The organism is Haloglycomyces albus DSM 45210, from assembly GCF_000527155.1.
In the GTDB taxonomy this organism is placed as follows: Bacteria; Actinomycetota; Actinomycetes; order Mycobacteriales; family Micromonosporaceae; genus Haloglycomyces; species Haloglycomyces albus.
In genome coordinates this window covers 1,709,672-1,727,485 of sequence record NZ_AZUQ01000001.1, presented here as the reverse complement: position 1 = coordinate 1,727,485, position 17,814 = coordinate 1,709,672, and the positions used below count along the sequence as shown (strand labels likewise).

15 protein-coding genes, 1 tRNA gene, 1 other RNA gene and 1 pseudogene are annotated in these 17,814 nt (G+C 60.3%); 4 read left to right on the top strand and 14 right to left on the bottom strand.

The annotated features are described in order from the left end of the window. Nucleotides 1-96: 96 nt before the first annotated feature. Nucleotides 97-1,791 (top strand): annotated as a pseudogene (leuA, locus tag HALAL_RS19300) (2-isopropylmalate synthase); the annotation flags it as partial. Between the two features lie 39 nt (nucleotides 1,792-1,830). Here leuA and HALAL_RS19470 read toward each other — a convergent pair. Together HALAL_RS19470 and HALAL_RS19295 are read right to left on the bottom strand one after the other, a co-directional pair. Next, on the bottom strand, nucleotides 1,831-2,211 hold the full coding sequence (locus HALAL_RS19470) for a YrdB family protein (protein ID WP_425402659.1): 381 nt from the start codon (nucleotides 2,209-2,211) through the stop codon (nucleotides 1,831-1,833). A 261-nt stretch (nucleotides 2,212-2,472) separates the two neighbouring features. Then, the gene (locus HALAL_RS19295; RefSeq protein WP_156937669.1) at nucleotides 2,473-2,928 is read right to left on the bottom strand and encodes an NUDIX domain-containing protein; all 456 of its coding nucleotides are present in this window, start codon (nucleotides 2,926-2,928) and stop codon (nucleotides 2,473-2,475) included. Between the two features lie 169 nt (nucleotides 2,929-3,097). Here HALAL_RS19295 and HALAL_RS17545 point away from each other — a divergent pair, with 169 nt between their 5' ends. Next, entirely contained in the window at nucleotides 3,098-3,439 is a 342-nt protein-coding gene (locus tag HALAL_RS17545) for a PPC domain-containing DNA-binding protein (protein WP_051462836.1), read from the top strand. Between the two features lie 75 nt (nucleotides 3,440-3,514). On the opposite strand, the gene HALAL_RS0108125 is transcribed toward HALAL_RS17545, so the two are convergent. From HALAL_RS0108125 to HALAL_RS0108085, 9 genes are all read right to left on the bottom strand, one after another. Next, on the bottom strand, nucleotides 3,515-4,528 hold the full coding sequence (locus tag HALAL_RS0108125) for an ABC transporter ATP-binding protein (protein ID WP_025273523.1): 1,014 nt from the start codon (nucleotides 4,526-4,528) through the stop codon (nucleotides 3,515-3,517). Further along, nucleotides 4,525-5,529, bottom strand: coding sequence for an ABC transporter ATP-binding protein (locus HALAL_RS0108120; protein WP_025273522.1), 1,005 nt, complete (start codon nucleotides 5,527-5,529; stop codon nucleotides 4,525-4,527). Before HALAL_RS0108120 ends, HALAL_RS0108125 begins: the two co-directional genes overlap by 4 nt. Next, nucleotides 5,529-6,485, bottom strand: a complete 957-nt coding sequence (locus HALAL_RS0108115; protein ID WP_025273521.1) for an ABC transporter permease — start codon at nucleotides 6,483-6,485, stop codon at nucleotides 5,529-5,531. Before HALAL_RS0108115 ends, HALAL_RS0108120 begins: the two co-directional genes overlap by 1 nt. Before the next feature lie 2 nt (nucleotides 6,486-6,487). Beyond that, nucleotides 6,488-7,492 carry an ABC transporter permease gene (locus tag HALAL_RS0108110; protein WP_025273520.1) on the bottom strand — a complete coding sequence of 335 codons (1,005 nt, stop codon included), beginning with the start codon at nucleotides 7,490-7,492 and terminating at the stop codon, nucleotides 6,488-6,490. A gap of 115 nt (nucleotides 7,493-7,607) precedes the next feature. After that, nucleotides 7,608-9,221, bottom strand: a complete 1,614-nt coding sequence (locus HALAL_RS0108105; protein WP_025273519.1) for an ABC transporter substrate-binding protein — start codon at nucleotides 9,219-9,221, stop codon at nucleotides 7,608-7,610. Between the two features lie 192 nt (nucleotides 9,222-9,413). Continuing rightward, nucleotides 9,414-11,063 (bottom strand): ABC transporter substrate-binding protein, encoded by a 1,650-nt coding sequence (locus HALAL_RS0108100; protein ID WP_156937668.1) that lies wholly within the window; start codon nucleotides 11,061-11,063, stop codon nucleotides 9,414-9,416. 702 nt (nucleotides 11,064-11,765) lie between these two features. Next, complete coding sequence (gene recR / locus HALAL_RS0108095) at nucleotides 11,766-12,362, bottom strand: recombination mediator RecR (protein WP_025273517.1); 597 nt, start codon at nucleotides 12,360-12,362, stop codon at nucleotides 11,766-11,768. Between the two features lie 56 nt (nucleotides 12,363-12,418). After that, nucleotides 12,419-12,757 carry a YbaB/EbfC family nucleoid-associated protein gene (locus HALAL_RS0108090; RefSeq protein ID WP_025273516.1) on the bottom strand — a complete coding sequence of 113 codons (339 nt, stop codon included), beginning with the start codon at nucleotides 12,755-12,757 and terminating at the stop codon, nucleotides 12,419-12,421. A 25-nt stretch (nucleotides 12,758-12,782) separates the two neighbouring features. After that, on the bottom strand, nucleotides 12,783-14,672 hold the full coding sequence (locus HALAL_RS0108085) for a DNA polymerase III subunit gamma and tau (protein WP_025273515.1): 1,890 nt from the start codon (nucleotides 14,670-14,672) through the stop codon (nucleotides 12,783-12,785). A gap of 242 nt (nucleotides 14,673-14,914) precedes the next feature. Between HALAL_RS0108085 and HALAL_RS0108080 the strand changes: the two genes are divergently transcribed. Beyond that, on the top strand, nucleotides 14,915-15,772 hold the full coding sequence (locus HALAL_RS0108080; protein ID WP_025273514.1) for a sterol desaturase family protein: 858 nt from the start codon (nucleotides 14,915-14,917) through the stop codon (nucleotides 15,770-15,772). On the opposite strand, the gene HALAL_RS0108075 is transcribed toward HALAL_RS0108080, so the two are convergent. After that, nucleotides 15,769-16,740, bottom strand: a complete 972-nt coding sequence (locus HALAL_RS0108075) for an aldo/keto reductase (RefSeq protein ID WP_025273513.1) — start codon at nucleotides 16,738-16,740, stop codon at nucleotides 15,769-15,771. The genes HALAL_RS0108080 and HALAL_RS0108075 overlap by 4 nt on opposite strands. A 107-nt stretch (nucleotides 16,741-16,847) precedes the next feature. Here HALAL_RS0108075 and HALAL_RS0108070 point away from each other — a divergent pair, with 107 nt between their 5' ends. Continuing rightward, entirely contained in the window at nucleotides 16,848-17,252 is a 405-nt protein-coding gene (locus HALAL_RS0108070) for a MerR family transcriptional regulator (protein ID WP_025273512.1), read from the top strand. Between the two features lie 182 nt (nucleotides 17,253-17,434). Here HALAL_RS0108070 and HALAL_RS0108065 read toward each other — a convergent pair. Both HALAL_RS0108065 and ffs read right to left on the bottom strand, forming a co-directional pair. Further along, a tRNA-Thr gene (locus HALAL_RS0108065) sits at nucleotides 17,435-17,507 on the bottom strand. Continuing rightward, nucleotides 17,505-17,598: signal recognition particle sRNA small type (ffs, locus tag HALAL_RS18105), an RNA gene on the bottom strand. Before ffs ends, HALAL_RS0108065 begins: the two co-directional genes overlap by 3 nt. Nucleotides 17,599-17,814 lie beyond the last annotated feature (216 nt).

The window sequence follows — 17,814 nt, the reverse complement described above, 5'->3', positions numbered from 1 at the left end:
AGCTGCCGCAGCGAGGCCAATTAGATCGGCCTCCTCGCTGCGGGGTTTCGTGTTGCGCCGATATCGATGACCGGCAACCGACACTGAAGAGGAAGCATGACAGACTTTCGTCAACGAGCGACGCGTTACCGTCCTTTCCACGAAGAGATTCGAGTTCACCTCCCCGATCGCACGTGGCCCGATCGCATCATCGATCACGCACCTACATGGTGCGCGGTTGATCTGCGCGACGGCAATCAAGCGCTGATCGACCCCATGGACCTGGAACGCAAGAAAACCATGTTTCAAACACTGGTCGACATGGGCTACAAGGAAATCGAGGTCGGGTTCCCGGCCGCCAGCCAAACCGACTTCGACTTCGTTCGCGCTCTGATCGAAGAGGAACGGATCCCCGCCGACGTCTCCATCCAGGTGCTGACCCAGTGTCGGGACCACCTGATCAAACGCACCTTCGAGTCACTGCGAGGCGCACGGCAGGCCATCGTCCATTTCTATAACTCCACCTCGATTCTGCAGCGCAAGGTGGTGTTCCAGGCCGATAAACCCAGCATCACCAAGATCGCCACCGACGGCGCCGAGCTGTGCTTGAAATACGCCGCCGACATCACCCCCGATACCGATATCCGCTACGAGTACTCTCCGGAGTCGTTCACCGGAACTGAGCTGGAGTACGCGGTGGACATCTGTAATGCCGTCGCCGAGGTCATCGACCCGTCGATCGATCGGCCGCTCATCCTGAATCTGCCCGCGACGGTCGAGATGGCCACTCCCAACATCTACGCCGACTCCATCGAATGGTTCAAGCGCCACTTCGCCCGACCCGAAGCGATGATTCTGTCGGTTCACCCGCACAATGACCGGGGCACCGGAGTGGCGGCGGCCGAGCTCGCCGTACAGGCGGGTGCCGACCGCGTGGAGGGTTGTCTGTTCGGAAACGGTGAACGAACCGGCAATGTTTGCCTGGTGACGCTGGGAATGAATCTCTTTACGCAGGGAGTCGACCCGGAAATCGATTTCGGAGACATCGACTCCATCCGGCGGAAGGTGGAGTACTGCAACCGTCTTCCCGTTCCCGAGCGGCACCCCTATGCCGGTGACCTGGTATTCACCGCCTTCAGCGGCTCGCACCAGGACGCCATCAAGAAGGGGCTGCAAGCACTGGAATCCGAAGCGGACCAGGCGGGCGTGGCCGTCGAGCAATACCCCTGGGCCGTTCCGTATCTGCCGGTCGACCCGAAGGACATCGGGCGCAACTACGAAGCGGTCATTCGGGTCAACTCGCAGTCCGGCAAGGGCGGCGTCAGCTACATCATGCACCACGACTACGGCTTCGACCTGCCCCGGCGGATGCAGATCGAATTCAGTCAGGCGATTCAAAAGCACACCGACCATTCGGGACGCGAAGTCACGCCGGAGGAGATCCACGATGTCTTCCGCCGCGAGTACCACCCCGAATATCAGCCCAACGCGCGCCTGGCGGTGGGGTCGTGCAATACCAGCACCCACGGCGACGAGGTCACCGTCGAGGCGGTAGTAACGCTCGACGGTCAGGAACACAAAATCATCGGAGACGGCAACGGCCCGCTGTCGGCCTTTGTGAGCGCTCTGGCCGAAGTCGACGTCGCGGTGGAGGTACAGGAGTACGTCCAGCATTCGCTCTCCACCGGTTCCGACGCCAAGTCCGCCGCGTACGTGGAATGCGCGATCGGCGAGCGAACGGTCTGGGGAGCCGGAGTGCACAGCAACATCACGCTGGCAACTCTGCGAGCCCTGGCCAGCGCGGTCAATCGGGTTTTAGGGTCACTCGCGGGTAGACGTCGTTCGCGGCGTCTACCCTTCGTCAGTGGTCCGGCCGGTCTCATCGACCTTCTGCAGCCAGTCGAAACGGTCGCGCGCGATGTAGAAATACCCGGCCAGGAAGACCCCGTACAGCAGACCCACGAAGACCCAGCCGCTGAGCAGATAGGCGAACACCGCCCCTCCGAGAATGCCGACTTCGAGGTACAGCCTGGTCATACCCCGCACCGCGACCGGTGCGCTCCCGGAACGCGTGGGATCGCCGGGGACGTTGAACGTACCCCACACCAAGACGACTCCACCCGCCAGAATCGCCGCACTGGCCACGGACAACGCACCGCCCCACAGCTGCCAACCGGCAATGAAATACCCAATGAAGGCCACGATTTCCAGGACGAACCGAACGACCAGCATGCGTCGTGTAGTAGACATGGCCACTTCCTTCAACGGGCGTCGAATGGGTTTGCCTTCAGCATGGCACAACGCCTTCCCCGACACGAGCGGTTCAATCCACCGAAACGGTCGTTTTCTCAGCCGTATCGACTGAAAGAACACCGTCAAACAGGACCGCAGGAGGGCCGTACCCCTTCACGAGCCGCATTAACCACCCACGTACCGAGGAAAGGACTCCGGTCGGCCGACGAACTCTCCCGTGTCGGGAGTCGCGGACGCACGTTATCTCAATTCGTTCGCCCGCTGCAACGCCAGTGGCAGATAGTATTCCAGTCCAAAGTCCACTTGAGTCCGTTCGGCGGCCACAAAGCGGCAGTGGAAGCGCAACCCGGCGTCTCCCGCGCCGTCGGAGACAATGTGCCGCCATTCCGTGGAGGACGTCCCCTGAACAAACAAAAGACAAAACACGGACGCCTGGACGTCCTCACACCAGTCGGTGCCCGACAGGCTCTGAACCTCCGTACCCAGAACCTCACCGAACTCCACACCGTCGAGCCCGGTCTCCTCATAGTACTCCCGAAGTGCCTCCTCGGCAATGGTCTCTCCCGAGTCGACTCCCCCGCCCGGTACTTGAACGCCGGCCTCGGGAATGTCAATGTGACGGAAGGTCAGCACCTCCCACGAGTCAAGAGTGGACCAACGGAGCACATAGGACACCACCCTTTGGCGAACACTCATCCTTCGATTATTCATAACAGTTCAGTCTTGCGAACCTAACGAAGTCACGTCAACTCGGTTTCCAACCGTTCAGTGGAGGCGGCCACGATGCTTTTGCATGATGCGTTGAGCGCCTTGAGCGTCTAACGTGTGCGTGTACCCACATTCGTAGCCTACCAGGAGGAATGCCATGCTGGCCTTGGACATTCGATCCGGAGAACTGCTTGACGAGATCGCGACCCGACTCGACAAGCGAGGAATCGACAACGCCGCTCTGAGTATCATCGGAGGCGTCAACGGCTTTGAAATCATCAACATGTCGGCCGCCGACGCCACCCAACGTGATACCACTACCTACGATCAACCAGCGGAGATGATCGGAACCGGAGAGTTGACCGACGGTCATCTCCATGTTCATGTCAGCTGTGGTCTCGAAGGCGGTCACGCCCGGGTCGGACATCTCAAGGCCGCCTGGGTCGACACGTGGTTTGTGAAAGTCCACGTATCTCCCGTCGACGAAGTCATATCGTAAAAGGAGAACGGGCCCCAAGCTTCGCTTGGGGCCCGTGACTACAATCGGACTTCCTCGGCGGCCGGTCCGCTCACCTCAACTCGTACCCGTATTGCTCATGGCGGTCGGTTCCAAGTCGTCAATGTCGAAGTGGCAGGCCACGGAATGCCCCTCAGCGGTCTGACGCGTCACCGGCTCTTCCTCGGCGCACTTGTCCACCGCCCACGGACACCGGGTACGGAAACGACAGCCCGACGGCGGATTCGACGGCGACGGCAGGTCTCCTTGCAGGAGGATCCGCTGCCGATCGGCCTCCACCTCGGGATTGGGCTGCGGCACAGCGCTCAACAGCGCCTTCGTGTAGGGATGCTGAGGATTCGTGTAGAGATCCTCCGCGTTGGCCTCCTCCACGATCCGTCCCAGATACATCACGCCGATCCGGTCGGAAATGTGGCGCACCACCGCGAGGTCGTGCGCAATGACCAGATAGGTGAGGTTGAACTGCTCCTGCAGTTCCTCCAGCAGGTTCAGTACCTGAGCCTGAATCGACACGTCCAAGGCACTGACCGGCTCGTCGCAGATGATGAACTTGGGACGCAGAACCAGGGCGCGCGCGATACCGATGCGCTGACGCTGACCACCGGAGAACTCGTGCGGATAGCGATCCAGTGCGCTCTGCGGCAGGCCGACCGCGTCCAGGGTCTCTTTGATCCGCTCGGCTCGCACCTTGGGGTCACCGATACCGTGCACCTTCATCGGTTCGGTCAGCATCATCTCCACCGAGTGCCGTGGATTCAACGAACCCAACGGGTCCTGAAAGACCATCTGCATATTGCGGCGGAACGTCCGGAGCTTTTCGCCTTTCAGGCGGGCCACGTCGACGCCGTCCAACTCGACGGTGCCGTCGGAAACATCGTTGAGGCGCAGAATCCCGCGCCCCAAGGTCGACTTCCCACAACCTGATTCCCCCACCAGCCCGTAGGTCTTACCTTCGGGGATGGAGAAGCTGACACCGTCCACGGCTTTGACGTGTCCGACCGTCCGCTCGATCAGGACGCCTTTTCGAATCGGGAAATGCACCTTGACGTCGGATACGTTCAGAAGGCTCATTGAGCCACCTCGCTTTCGGCCGCCACGTCAGCCGTGGCCACAGTCGGTTCAGGCCAGCAACGATGCTGATGTGAAGTCTGCTGAGCGGACTTCGGCTCCAGTGGAATGTCTCCACGCAGACACCCCTCTTGAACGTGATCGCACCGAGGCGCGAATGCGCAACCGTCCTGCCAGGAAATGAGATCCACAATCGACCCGCGGATCGGGTTCAAGGGCTCGTCGCGATTGGAGTCGATGCGCGGAATCGAGCCCAACAACCCTGAGGTGTAGGGATGTGTGGGAGCGGCGAACAGCTGCGACGCCGGGGCGCTCTCCACAACCCGACCCGAATAAAGGACGTTGACGTCGTCGCAGACGCCGGCGACCACACCCATGTCGTGGGTGATCATCAACATCGCCGTGCCTTCCTCGTCCACCAGTTCCTTCAACAGCTCCAGGATTTGCGCCTGAATCGTCACGTCCAGAGCCGTGGTCGGCTCGTCGGCGATGAGGAACTTCGGAGCGCACGCCACGGCGATCGCGATCAAGACTCTCTGCCGCATACCGCCCGACAGCTGGTGCGGATACTCGCTCAACCGACGACGCGGTTCCGGAATACCGACTCGATCCAGCAGTTCGGTGGCGTAATTCTTGGCCTCTTTGCCCTTCATCTTGCGGTGACGACTCAACATTTCGGTGATCTGGTGCCCGATGGTCAAAACCGGGTTCAGGCTCGACAGCGGGTCCTGGAAGACCATCGCCAGTTCGGTGCCGCGTAGACGCCGCAACTGTTTGGGCGACAACTCCAGAAGATTGCGGCCGTCAAACTCGATCGAACCTTCCAGGTTCACACCCTTGGACGGCAGAAGGCCCATGATCGCCAGCGAGGTCACCGACTTGCCACAGCCCGATTCCCCCACCAGACCGACGACTTGACCCGGATCCACGCTAAAGCTCACGCCGTCCACGGCGGTGGTGTTGCCGAAGGACACCCCCAGTGACGAAACATCCAGTAGGGACATCATTGCCTCCTCAACTTCGGATCGAGTGATTCCCGCATGGCCTCACCCAGCAGCGTGAACCCAAGGGCCGTAATGATAATTCCCAGAGCGGGCGGCAATGCCAGGCCGGGAGCGTACAGCAGATAGTCCTGCGTTTCGGCCAACATCGTGCCCCACTCCGGAAGGCTCCGGTCGGGGTTGCCCAGACCCAGGAACGACAGTGCCGCCGCTTCGATGATCGCGGTGGCCAGAGTCAATGTTCCCTGCACGATCACCGGACCCAGGGCATTGGGAAAGACGTGCGACACCACGATTCGTGGCTTCTTCACCCCGACGGCCGTGGCGGCGAGGACGTAGTCGCTGCCCGATTGCGCCAGCATGGCTCCTCGCAACAATCGAGCGAAGATCGGTACCTGAGCCACACCCACCGCGATCATGACGGTCATGAGGCTCGCACCCATCAACGCCGCGATCGACAAGGCCAGCAACAGCGCCGGAATGGCCAGCATCATGTCGACGACACGCATGATGAACGAATCGATGCGACCGCCCATGCGCCCACCGAGGATGCGCATCGCCGCGGCCGTGCCGCCCAGGACGGCGCCGAAAACGAATCCCAACGCGGCGGCCATGACCCCGACCAGAAGGGTCTGGCGGGCTCCGTGCAGCATCCGGGAGAACTGGTCGCGACCCAAGTGGTCGACGCCGAACCAATTCTCGGCGCGCGGCCCGGGGAACTCATTGCGATTGCGGAGCGCCTCGTCGCCCCAGTTCTGTGCGACCGGATCGTACGGAGCGATCCAAGGTCCCAGAATGGCGAGAACCAGAAACAGAACGACGATGGTACCGCCGATGAGAGCCATGGGACTGTGCCGCATGCGCAGCAGGCTCTGTTTGAACAGTGAACCCGAGTATCCGCCTCGCGTGGCGGTGTGGTCGGAAACCAGTTGGTCGATGCGTTCTTTGGTGTTCAACATGACTACTTCACCCGCAATCTCGGGTCAATGAGGTTATACGACAGATCCACCAACAGGTTGATCAAAACGAACACGACGGCCACCAGCATGATGCAGCCCAGCAGGGCCGGGAAGTCACGGTTTGAGGTGGCCGTGTAGACGAACCGGCCGATTCCGTTGATTTCGAATACCGTTTCGGTCAACACGGCACCGGCGAACAGTCCACCGAACAACAGCCCGACGACCGTCACGACCGGCAGCAGCGCGTTACGCATGACGTGGCTGACACGCACGGTGGTCTGCCCCAAGCCCTTGGCGTTGGCGGTACGGACGTAGTCCTCATCCATCACTTCCAGAACGGAAGCGCGGGTAATACGAGTGATGATCGCCAAGGGAATCGACGCCAGCGCCATGGCGGGAAGAATAAGATGCTGCACCGCGTCCCAGGCGACATGGAATTCACCGCTCAAAAGACCGTCCAGCACTCTGAATCCGGTGATGTCGGTGTACGTCTCTCCACTGGAGAGCCTCCCCAGGGTCGGCAACCAGCCGAGCAGCTCGGCGAAGATCACCTTCAGCACCACGGCCAGGAAGAACACCGGCGTGCAGATACCGATCAGCGATCCGGAGACGGCGGCCACGTCCAAGAGCGACCCGCGTTTGCGCGCGGCGAAGTATCCCAACGGCACTCCCACGACGATCGCGAGGACCATTGCCGCAAGTCCCAATTCGAGGGTGGCGGGGAACCGCTCCGCGATTTCAGTGGACACTTCCCGGCCCGTCGTCACCGAGGAACCGAAGTCGAAGGTCACGATGTCCTTCAGGAAGTTGCCGTACTGAACCCAGATCGAATCGTTCAACCCTAGGGATTCGCGCATGGCTTCGCGCTGTGCATCGGAGGCGTTCTCGGGAAGGAGCGCGTATTCGGGGCCACCCGGCATGAGTTTGTACCAAATGAACAGAACCACGGTGAGCCCCAGCAGCGCTGGGATCAGTTGTAGAAGTCTTTTCAGAGTGTGTCTAAGCACGGCTGTTCTTTCCGTAAATGCCTATACAGGCAATGGGTGCTGTCGCTGTGGAGGGGGAAGAGTCTCCCCTTCCCCCTCTTGACACGTCTTGAATTGTCAGTGCTCTATTGGATGCCTATTTCCACGACATCTCCGCGAAGTCCTCCTGCGTCAACGGGGACACGGTAGGAGCATTGACGTCATCGGTGAACACGATCGACGGGGGCGAGTGCGAGATCGGAACACCGGGCAGGTAGTCCATGATCAACGCGCTGGCCTCCGACAGCAGTTCGTCACGCTTCTCGCGGTCCGGTTCGGTACGGGCTTCGCTCATGAGGTCGAAGATCTCCTCGTCCTCGAAGCCCCATTCCTCCTTGTAACCGTCGAACCAGGTGCCGAGGAAGTTGAACGCCTCGTTGAAGTCACCGGTCCAACCCAGCAGGTTCAGCTCACAACCGGCGTTGTGCACTTCCTGCACGTAGTCGGTCCAGGTGATCGCGCGCGGCTCCACCTCGAAACCGGCCTCTTCCAGGTTGGCCTTAAAGATTTCGAAGATGTCGGCCACGTTGGGCATGTACGGACGAACGACGTCGGTCGGGTAGCAGAACTCCAGCGTCGTACCGTCTTCGCCGGCGCTCGACACGAGGTCCTGCGCTTCGTCCATGTCGTGCTCATAGGTCTGCACGTCCGGGTTCCATGCGTTCAGGCCCTCCGGCATGAACTGCGTGGCGACCTTTCCACCCTCGGGAAGAATCGTGTCGACAACGCGCTCCCGGTCGAGTGCGTGGGCAATGGCCTGCCGTACTTCCGGTTTGGCCAGTGCGGGGTTGTTCCCCTCGGTGAAGCCGAGGTAGAGAACGTTGAACACGTCGCGAGTGGGGACGTTGAAGCCCTCTTTTTCGAGCTCGATGACGTCAGCGGGGCTCACCAGGTCGTAGCCGTGGATTTCTCCGCTGATCAGAGCCTGACGACGGGTCTGTTCGTTTTCGATCGCCTTGAAGATGAGCGTTTCCAGCCCGGCCTTGTCGCCCCAGTACTCGTCGTTGCGAGTCAGGGTGATTTCGTTCGAGGAGTGGTCCCACGAGTCGAACTTGAACGGTCCGGTTCCGGCCAGCGAGCCGACTTCCTGACTGTAGTCGGGCATCTCCGAGGCGTCTTCCAGTTCGACGTCCTTGATCTTCTCAATCGACTTGGGCGAGAGGATCGCGAACGTGGCCATGGAGAAGGCTCCGGGGTAGTCGGCGGAGGCTTCCTTGACGCTCACGGTGACGTCGAGACCGTCGGCCTCGCAACCGGCGTAGTTGGATTCTTCGCCGTAACCCTGGAACATATTGCCCCAGTAGTAGGTCACCGCTTCCCATTCACCCTCGAACGTCTGCCAGCGGTCGAAGTTCTGGCATACGACGTCACCGGTCAGTTCGCTACCGTCATGGAACGTTACGTCGGACCGGAGCTTGAAGTGCCAGTCCAGACCGTCGTCGCTTCCTTCCCAGCTCTCCGCCAGGCCAGGAACCATCTCAACACCGTCATGGTCGAGCAGGGTGTCGTAGACCTGCCGCGTGACGCGGAAAGTCTCCCCATCCGAAGTAAGGACCGGGTCGAGGGTCGTCACCTGTCCCCCGCTACCGAAAATGAACGGGTCGCCTTCTCCGGCGGAGCTGCCGCCGCTGTTCTTGGTCTCGCCTGAACACGCCGTAGCGGCCAGACCGGCAACAGCGGCGACCGCTATTGCCTTCGTCAGTTTGCGCATGAGGTTTCACCAACCAGTAATATTTCGATTGTGATGTCTCTCATGAGCGTAAATAGCTGAGGAATGTGAGTCCAAGTGATGTTACGGAACCGTGATGGTAATGCGACTGATATTACATTGGATTTCGCATGTGGTTGCTTACTTACCATTGGATTTTTCCGACCGACGTGTTATCCCGATTGCACCCTTTTCCTATCGCCACGCCAATTCCGCGAAATTCACGTACCCCCTCGCCGACAGCTCTGCGAGCTCGACATTGTCCACCAGCACCAAGAGCTGCGGAGCGCTGGCGATCGGAACCCCCGGGACGTAATCCATGATGGCCGCATTGGCTTCCTTCAGAATCTCGCTGCGCTTGTCGAGATCGGGTTCCTTACCGGCTTTCTCCATAAGGTCGAAAATTTCGTCGTCTTCAAATCCCCAGGCAGGACGTGAACCATCGAACCAGGTTCCCAGGAAGTCGAACGAATCCGCATACGAGCCGGTCCAGCCCAACAAATGCAGCTCACAGTCGCCGTCATAAACCTGTTGGATGTACTCCTGCCACTCGATGGGACGAGGTTCAACCTCAAATCCGACCTCTTCGAGACCTTGCATCATGTGTTCGGCGATACCAGAGCTATCCGGAAGGTAGGTCCGCACTACACCGGCCGGATAACAGAACTCGACAGTGGTGTCTTCGGCCTCTGCGTCTTCCAATAGTTTCTTGGCTCGCCCCGGGTCGAAACCATACGTCGGTACATCGGGATTCCAAGCATCGAAGTTTTCGGGAACGAATTGATTAGCAGACCTTCCATAGTGGAAGAAGGTGTCCACTATTGCTTCCTGATCAATCGCGTACGCAATGGCCTCACGCACCGCATCGTCCTCAAGAGCTGCATTGTCGCTTTCGGTAAACCCGAGATACAGAAGGCTGAAGTCCTCCCTCTCGGGGAATTGATATCCGTCCGCTTCCAGTGATTCCACATCTGCCGGGTTCACCAGGTCGTAACCGTGTATATCGCCACTCAACATCGCCAGGCGTTGTGCGTTTTCATCTTCGAGCACCTGGAACTCTACAGTTGATAGTTCTGCGGTCTCGCCCCAGTAATCGTCAAATCGCTCCAGTGTCATTCCGCCACCGGACTGGTCCCATTCGGTTACTTCAAAAGGGCCGGTTCCCGCCAGTGTCCCCAGCTCCTGAGTATAGTCGGGCGGTTCGACCGTCGAATCAATCTCGACATCTTCCAGTTCGTCCAACGCATTCGGCGACAGAATTCCAAAGGCTTCCAGAGAAAACGCGCCGGGAAAATTGGGGTATTGCGCCGATAGATTGATCGTCACGTCCAATCCATCGGCTTCACAGCCGTCAAAGATAGAGTTACTACCGTATCCGTAAAAGGACCAATCCCAATAATAGGTAATCGACCGGAGATCACTGTCAAAGGAATTCCATCGCTCGAAATTGCGGCAAACGACGTCACCGGTCAATTCGCCACCGTCATGGAAGGTGACTCCCTCCCGCAATGTGAATGTCCATTCCTCACCGGCGGCATCGTGGTCCCAGCTCTCCGCCAGTCCCGGAGCCAATTTGCCACCGTCATGCGATAGTAGGGTGTCATAGATCTGACTGGTGACTTGAAAAGTCGTCCCATCCATGCCGAACACCGGATCCAGAGACTGGACTTCGCTGGAGAGCCCGAAAACGAACGGCTTTTCGTTCTCCGTACCTCGCTGCAGTTCCGACAGAAAATCCGAAAACCCCGTCCTGTCACCGTCGTCAATGGTTCCGCCACTGGAGCAGGCTGTTACCGCGAGCCCCACAATAGCCGTCACTGCACCGGCTTTCGTCCCTCTGCCCATGAATCCCACCCGCCATTCTTGGATGTACGCCTATATTAGATCCTACAAACCAAGCACCAACCTGGCTAGAGGCACACCGGGCCTCGAACGGACGGGACGTCGTGGAAGCCAGTCAAAACGACGGAATATTTGGGCTGCTTATGCTTTCAGGAATACACGACTACGACACCGTCTCACAGATGCGCCAACCGGCGAGCCAGCCGTACTTTCAAGGACGAACACGCTCTCCACACAAGTTCTCTATGTAACCGACGAGCCGCTAACAACGCGCGCAGCGCGTGTGTATGCGGCGGTAGAGCCGGCTGTACTTTCAGGGGGCACTCGACTTCCACGCAAGTCCTTAACGTCACTGGCGAGCTTCAAGCGAAGAGCAGAAGCGGTAGAGCTGCCGGTGTCCCTAAAGAGCGCTGCCATCACACTTTCCCCAGGGACGAGCCAACCGGCGAGCCGCTAGCGCTGAAAGTGCGACGCGGTGGTAGAGCTGCCTGTGCTTTCACAGCAAGACTCGATGTCCCGCAAACCCTTACGTAACTGGCGAGCCGCTAACAACGCGCGCAGCGCGTGTGTAGCGGCGGTAGAGCTGGCTAGGAGCTCAGGTTGTTCCAGGTGCTTCAGATTTGCGCGAGGAGGATTCGTCGCGACCTTCAGGTCGTGAGAATCCCCCGCAGCGTAAATATGGAGTGCCTGGGGCAAGCTGAGCGGTCACACACTACGTCTACCGGAGAAGGCGCGTCCTAGGGTCACTTCGTCGGCGTATTCTAGGTCTCCGCCTACCGGTAGTCCACTGGCCAGGCGTGATACGGAGATCTCCAAGGGGCGTACCAGCATGGCGATGTAGGTGGCGGTGGCTTCGCCCTCGGTGTTGGGGTCGGTGGCCAGAATGACCTCTTGGGTTTGACCTGTTTGAAGTCGTTCCATGAGGGATTTGATCCGTAGGTCGTCGGGGCCGACGCCGTCCAGCGGGTTGATCGCTCCGCCGAGGACGTGGTAGCGTCCGCGGAACTCTCCGGTTCGCTCGATCGCTACGACGTCCTTTGGTTCTTCGACCACACAGATGGTTTCTTCGGTGCGACGGGTGTCTTCGCAGAGGGAGCACACGGGGGATTCGGACACGTTTCCGCATCGTTCACAGAATCGCATTTGTTTCTTCAAGCGCAGCAAGGCACTGCTCAACCGTTCGACTTCGTTTTCGTCGGCGGCGAGCAGGTGAAAGGCCAGGCGCTGGGCGCTTTTCGGCCCAATGCCGGGTAGCGAGCCGAGCTCTTCGATGACATCGGCCAAGGCTCCGTCGTAAACCACGTGTCGTCTCCACTGTCACAGGATGTTCGGTGAGGGGTTAGGGTCGGTTGTCGCTTTTACATGCCCGGCAGTCCGAGGCCGCCGGTCATGTTGCCGAGTGCGTCGCCGACGGGTCCCAGTTTTTCCTCCGCCAGGTTCTGTGCGTCGCTGGAGGCGGCCTGTACGGCGGCTACGACCATGTCTTGTAGGGATTCGATGTCGTCGGGGTCGACGGCTTTGGGGTCGATGGTGATGTCCTTGAGTTCCCCGTCCCCGCTGACGGTCGCACGTACGAGTCCACCGCCCGCGTCCGCCGACACTTCGGCTTCGGCCAGTTCGGCCTGTGCCTGTTCGTATTGAGCCTGCATCTGCTGTGCCTGCTCCAGCATTTTGCTCATGTCGCCGCCTGGAAACATTCCGGCCTCCTCTTCGGGTTATTCGTTATTTGATCTTGCGGGCGTCGAACGCCTCGGTCAGCATGTGTACCGCCGTCTCGACAGGAGCACCACCCGCGCTGGGGCCACTCGTGCCACCTCCCGTTTGGCTTCGCGGTACCGTACCGGAGCCCGATTTTGCCGGAGGCGGCTCGGATGCGATGTTCGCCTCGGGCGGGGGCGGCGTCACTTGCGCGGCCTCCCAGGGCGGTTCCGCCGGGGGTGCGTCGCCGGACGCGGCGGGCATGTCGGTGTCCGCCGGAGGTGGTGGCGGTGGAGGCGGGTTCGTTCCCGAGCCCACTTTACAGCGCAAACGCCAACGGCCACCCAGGATTTGAGTGAGCGCTTGGGTCACGATGGAGTAGGCGGGGTCTTCTTGAACGGTTTTGGCGAGGAAGGGGTTGTCGAACGTCAGCAGGACCTCGTGGTCCGATACGTCGGTGACCACGGCTTCTTTCAGCTGAAACGCGGTGACTCGTTTTTGCGAGCGGACCGCTTGCATGATGCGGTCCCACTGTCTCCGGACCGAAGCGACGTCCGCGCTTGGGGCCGGGGTGGTCTCCACTGGTGGCACCGTCGGCTCGGCGGCGGGTGTGGCGGGTTTTTGCGGCGGTGTCTCGGGGGTCGGTTCGGGCGCCGGGGTGGAGGTGGCCTCGGTTGCCGGTGGCGGCGCGGCGGGAGTCGGTGCCGGGGCCGGCTTCGGTGGCTCGGCCGTCGGTTGTGGGGTGGCCGCGGCGGCGGGTCCGCGTGTTTCCACCGCTTCGATGCGCTGCAGCAGGCTCGCCATCGTATCTTCGCTGCCGGGCAGTACCGCTCGTGCACAGGCGATCTCGAGGAGGAGACGCGGCGCGGTGGCGCCCTTCATGGTGGAGATGCCGTCGGCGATGACCTCCGCCATGCGGGTGAGGCTTGCCAGTCCCAAACGTGTGGCTTGAGATTTCATGCGCGTCAATTGATCGGCCGGCGCGTCCACGAGGCTCTTGTCGCCTGCGTCGGGGACCTGTGTCAGGACGATCAGGTCTCGTAGGCGTTCCAACAGGTCTTGCGCGAAGCGCCGCGCGTCGAGTCCGGCGTCGACGACTCGTTCCACGACGCTCATGACCGTCGCTCCGTCACTGTTGGCGAAGGCCTCACACATGTCGTCGAGCAGGGTGGCGTCGCTGACTCCCAGCAATTCGGCCGTCATGGCGTGGGTGACGCCTTCGGGGCCCGCTCCGGCGATGAGTTGGTCGAGAATGGACAGAGTATCGCGGGCCGAACCGCCTCCGGCACGAACCACTAGGGGGAAGGCGTCATCGGCGACGGTGATGTCCTCTTCCGAGCACAGCCGCTGGCAGAGTTCCTTCATTGTCGGTGGGGGTATAAGGCGGAACGGATAGTGGTGGGTGCGTGACCGGATCGTGGGTAGGACCTTTTCCGGTTCGGTGGTGGCGAAGATGAACACCACGTATTCCGGTGGTTCCTCCACCAGCTTCAACAGGGCATTGAAACCGGCGGCGGTGACCATATGGGCCTCGTCGATGATATAGATCTTGTATCGCGACTCCACGGGAGCGAACACGGCACGTTCGCGCAGCTCTCGTGCGTCTTCGACTCCGCCGTGACTGGCCGCGTCGATCTCGATGACGTCGACCGAGCCCGGCCCCCCGGCCGAGAGGGCTTGACAGGAATAGCAGGAACCGCAGGGATTCACCGTCGGCCCTTCGGCGCAGTTCAACGAACGCGCCAGGATCCGCGCCGAGGAGGTCTTACCGCAGCCTCGCGGCCCGGAGAACAGAAAAGCGTGATTGAGGCGCCCGTTGGCGAGCGCGTTCATGAGTGGCTCGGTCACATGCTCTTGCCCAACCACCTCGGCGAACGATTGCGGGCGGTATTTGCGGTAGAGGGCCAGCGCCACTTGATTCTCCTCTCAGGGCATGATCCACGCGGTTGTGGGCTCCTTCCTAGCAACTTTACGGGGTCGAGCCGACACCGCGCAGCGGGAGTGGCTGTGTTTTGCCCAACCACATTCAAGCTGGTCGTACGGCCTGCGGCGGACGTGGTGCGGGCTGTCGATCCTTACTCTTGACCCGTGAGTAAGATATGATTCATACTTGCCGGTAATACCCAAATATCTCTATCCCGGAAACTGGTGTGCCCATGGTCGATGCCGTCACCTATGCCATCCCATTCTTCCTGCTGTTCATCGCCGTCGAAGCCGTGTCGTTCCGCTACTCCCCCGACGGCGATCAGCGTGGATACGATGCGAAGGACTCCATCACCTCGCTCACCATGGGAGCGGGATATTCGGTCGTCATGTTCTTCTGGAAGTTCCTCACCGTCGTCGTCTTCGCCGGTGCGTTCACCCTCAGCCCGCTCGAATTGAGCCCCACCAACCCGCTGACCTGGATTCTCCTCGTGGTTCTCGACGACTTCTTCTATTACTGGTACCACCGTACGCATCACCGGGTTCGCGTGCTCTGGGCCAGCCACGTCGTCCACCACTCCAGCGAATACTTCAACTTCACCACCGCGCTTCGCCAACCCTGGACCGCGCTGACGTCCGCCCCGTTCTGGATACCGCTTGCCCTCGTCGGAATTCCTCCCTGGATGATCCTGCTGCAGCAGTCGCTCAACCTCATCTACCAGTTCTTCATTCACACCGAACGCGTGCAGTTCCTGCCCCGCCCCATTGAATTCCTCTTCAACACCCCTTCACACCACCGGGCTCATCACGGCAGCGATCCCCGCTACCTCGACTGCAACTACGGCGGAGTCTTCATCGTCTGGGACCGGGTCTTCGGTAGTTTCGTCCCCGAAACCACCGCCGTTACCTATGGCCTGACCAGCAATATCAAGACCTTCAACCCCGTCAAGGTCGCCTTCCACGAATACGCCTCCATCGGACGCGACGTCTCCCACGCCCCTCGCTGGCGCGACAAGCTCGGTTACGTGTTCGGCCCACCCGGCTGGAGTCCCACGGAATCGGCCGAACACGACACCGTCGCCAGCGGTTAGGCGGCGTTGGACAACCGCTCGAACTCCTCCGGTTCCAGTCGCAGGTTCACACCGGCCACGACCTCGTCCAACTGCTCGACCGAGGAGACGCCTACCAGCGGAATCAACGGTGCGTCGTGCGCACACAACCAGGCTAGGACGACTTGATTTCGGGTGACGCCACGTTCATGGGCAACGGAATCCAGAACCGCGAGCCGAGCGTCCGTTCCCGGGTGATCGTAAACGCCTTCCAGGGATTTGTTCGGGTTCGTATAGGCCCCTGACAATAGAGAGCTGTACGTCAGCATGGCCATGCCGGGTGTATTGCGGACATAATCCACGTCCGTCTCGGTCGCATGCACATGTGCGACTGATTTCAGCCGACTCTGCGGGCGAGGCTGGACATAGGAGTAGCGGTTCTGCATCAGGCCGTAGGTGTGGTGACGACCATCCTGCTCGGCGACCGACCGTGCCCGCTCCACTCGCCACGCTCGATTGTTGCCGGCCCCGATCGCACGGGCTTTTCCTGCGGATACAGCCCTGTCAAACCCGCCAACCGTTTCGGCCAGGTCGGTGTCCCGGTCGTCCCGGTGCGACCAATACACATCGACATAGTCGGTTCCCAAGCGCTCCAGACTTTCGTTCAGACTGGCTTCTATGCGTCGTGCGGTCAGATGCTCGGGATTGTTGATCGTCGTATCATCTTCGGTCGCCGGTCGATAGCCGACCTTCGTGCCCAACACGACTTGATCCCGGTTCTGACGCGAGGCCATCCACTCCCCAAGAAGTCGTTCGGAGACGTTTCCGTGATTGCCTTCCACCCAAAAGCAATAACAGTTGGCGGTGTCGATGAAAGTACCGCCCAGCTCCACATATCGATCTAGGATGGCAAACGAGGTATCGCGATCCTGCACGGTCCCCAGGTTCATCGCTCCCAAACACATGCGTGACACTTCAATATCGCTGTTACCCACATAAAGACGCTGCATATCTACCTTCCCTTCGTTGTCAACGCCCCTAGCCTAGGCCTTGGAGCCCGCTCCAAGGCAAGACATTGCCCCACGGTTCCGGTAAAAACTCTCGTTAAACTAAAACCATGGCAGCCACCCCAAACACGATCTCGATCCGCGAAGCCGCCGAACGGACCGGATTCACCACCGACACCTTGCGGTACTACGAGAAGATCGGACTCATCTACGACGTGCCACGTAACTCGACCGGGCAGCGCCGCTACAGCGATTTCCACCTCGGTCTTCTGGGACTGCTCAAATGCCTACGCGACACCGGAATGCCGCTGGCCCAACTCCATCGCTACATCGACCTGACGCGGGCAGGCGATCACACCCTCGGAGAGCGCGTGCAACTCCTGCAGACACATCGCCTGGAGGTAGATCGTCACATCGATGAACTACGTGACAAACGCGGACAGATCGACAAGAAAATCGGGTACTACCAAAGATTGGACGCTGTTATCTCCGCAAAGCAGGACACGACCGGCTGAACATGCGACCACCGTCAGCACGGTAGATGAAGGCCCCGCGAGGTTCACCGGGCTCAGCGCCTACCGTTCCCTCTACGACACGCAGTAACAACAATACGGGCTTCACGTGGATCGCCGGCCACCTAAACATTGAAAAGACCCGGCTCCAAACAGGAGCCGGGTCTTTTCAATGTTTATCTCGGAGCCGCGTAACGGAATCGAACCGTTGACCTATTCATTACGAGTGAATCGCTCTGCCGACTGAGCTAACGCGGCCGGGTTCCTCACGCACCCGCCAGAGCTCGCTTATCCTTGCTGCCTTCCGGCCCTGGGGAGGTTCACAAGATAACGCCACGCGAGGAACATATATAGAGTACCTCAGCCACTGCATTTCCCGCCAATGGGTCGGCTCTTGTTACCTCGGCTACAGTAACCCGACTCCGATCCGACTCGAACTGAACCGAGAAGCGGCGACACACCCCCACCAGGCGACACCAGTGAACCCCTGCCCTGCGTCTCCAATCCACAATCGAGACTGGAGTCACTCGGGGGTACCCGATACAGGCTTCCCCCGGAAGGCATG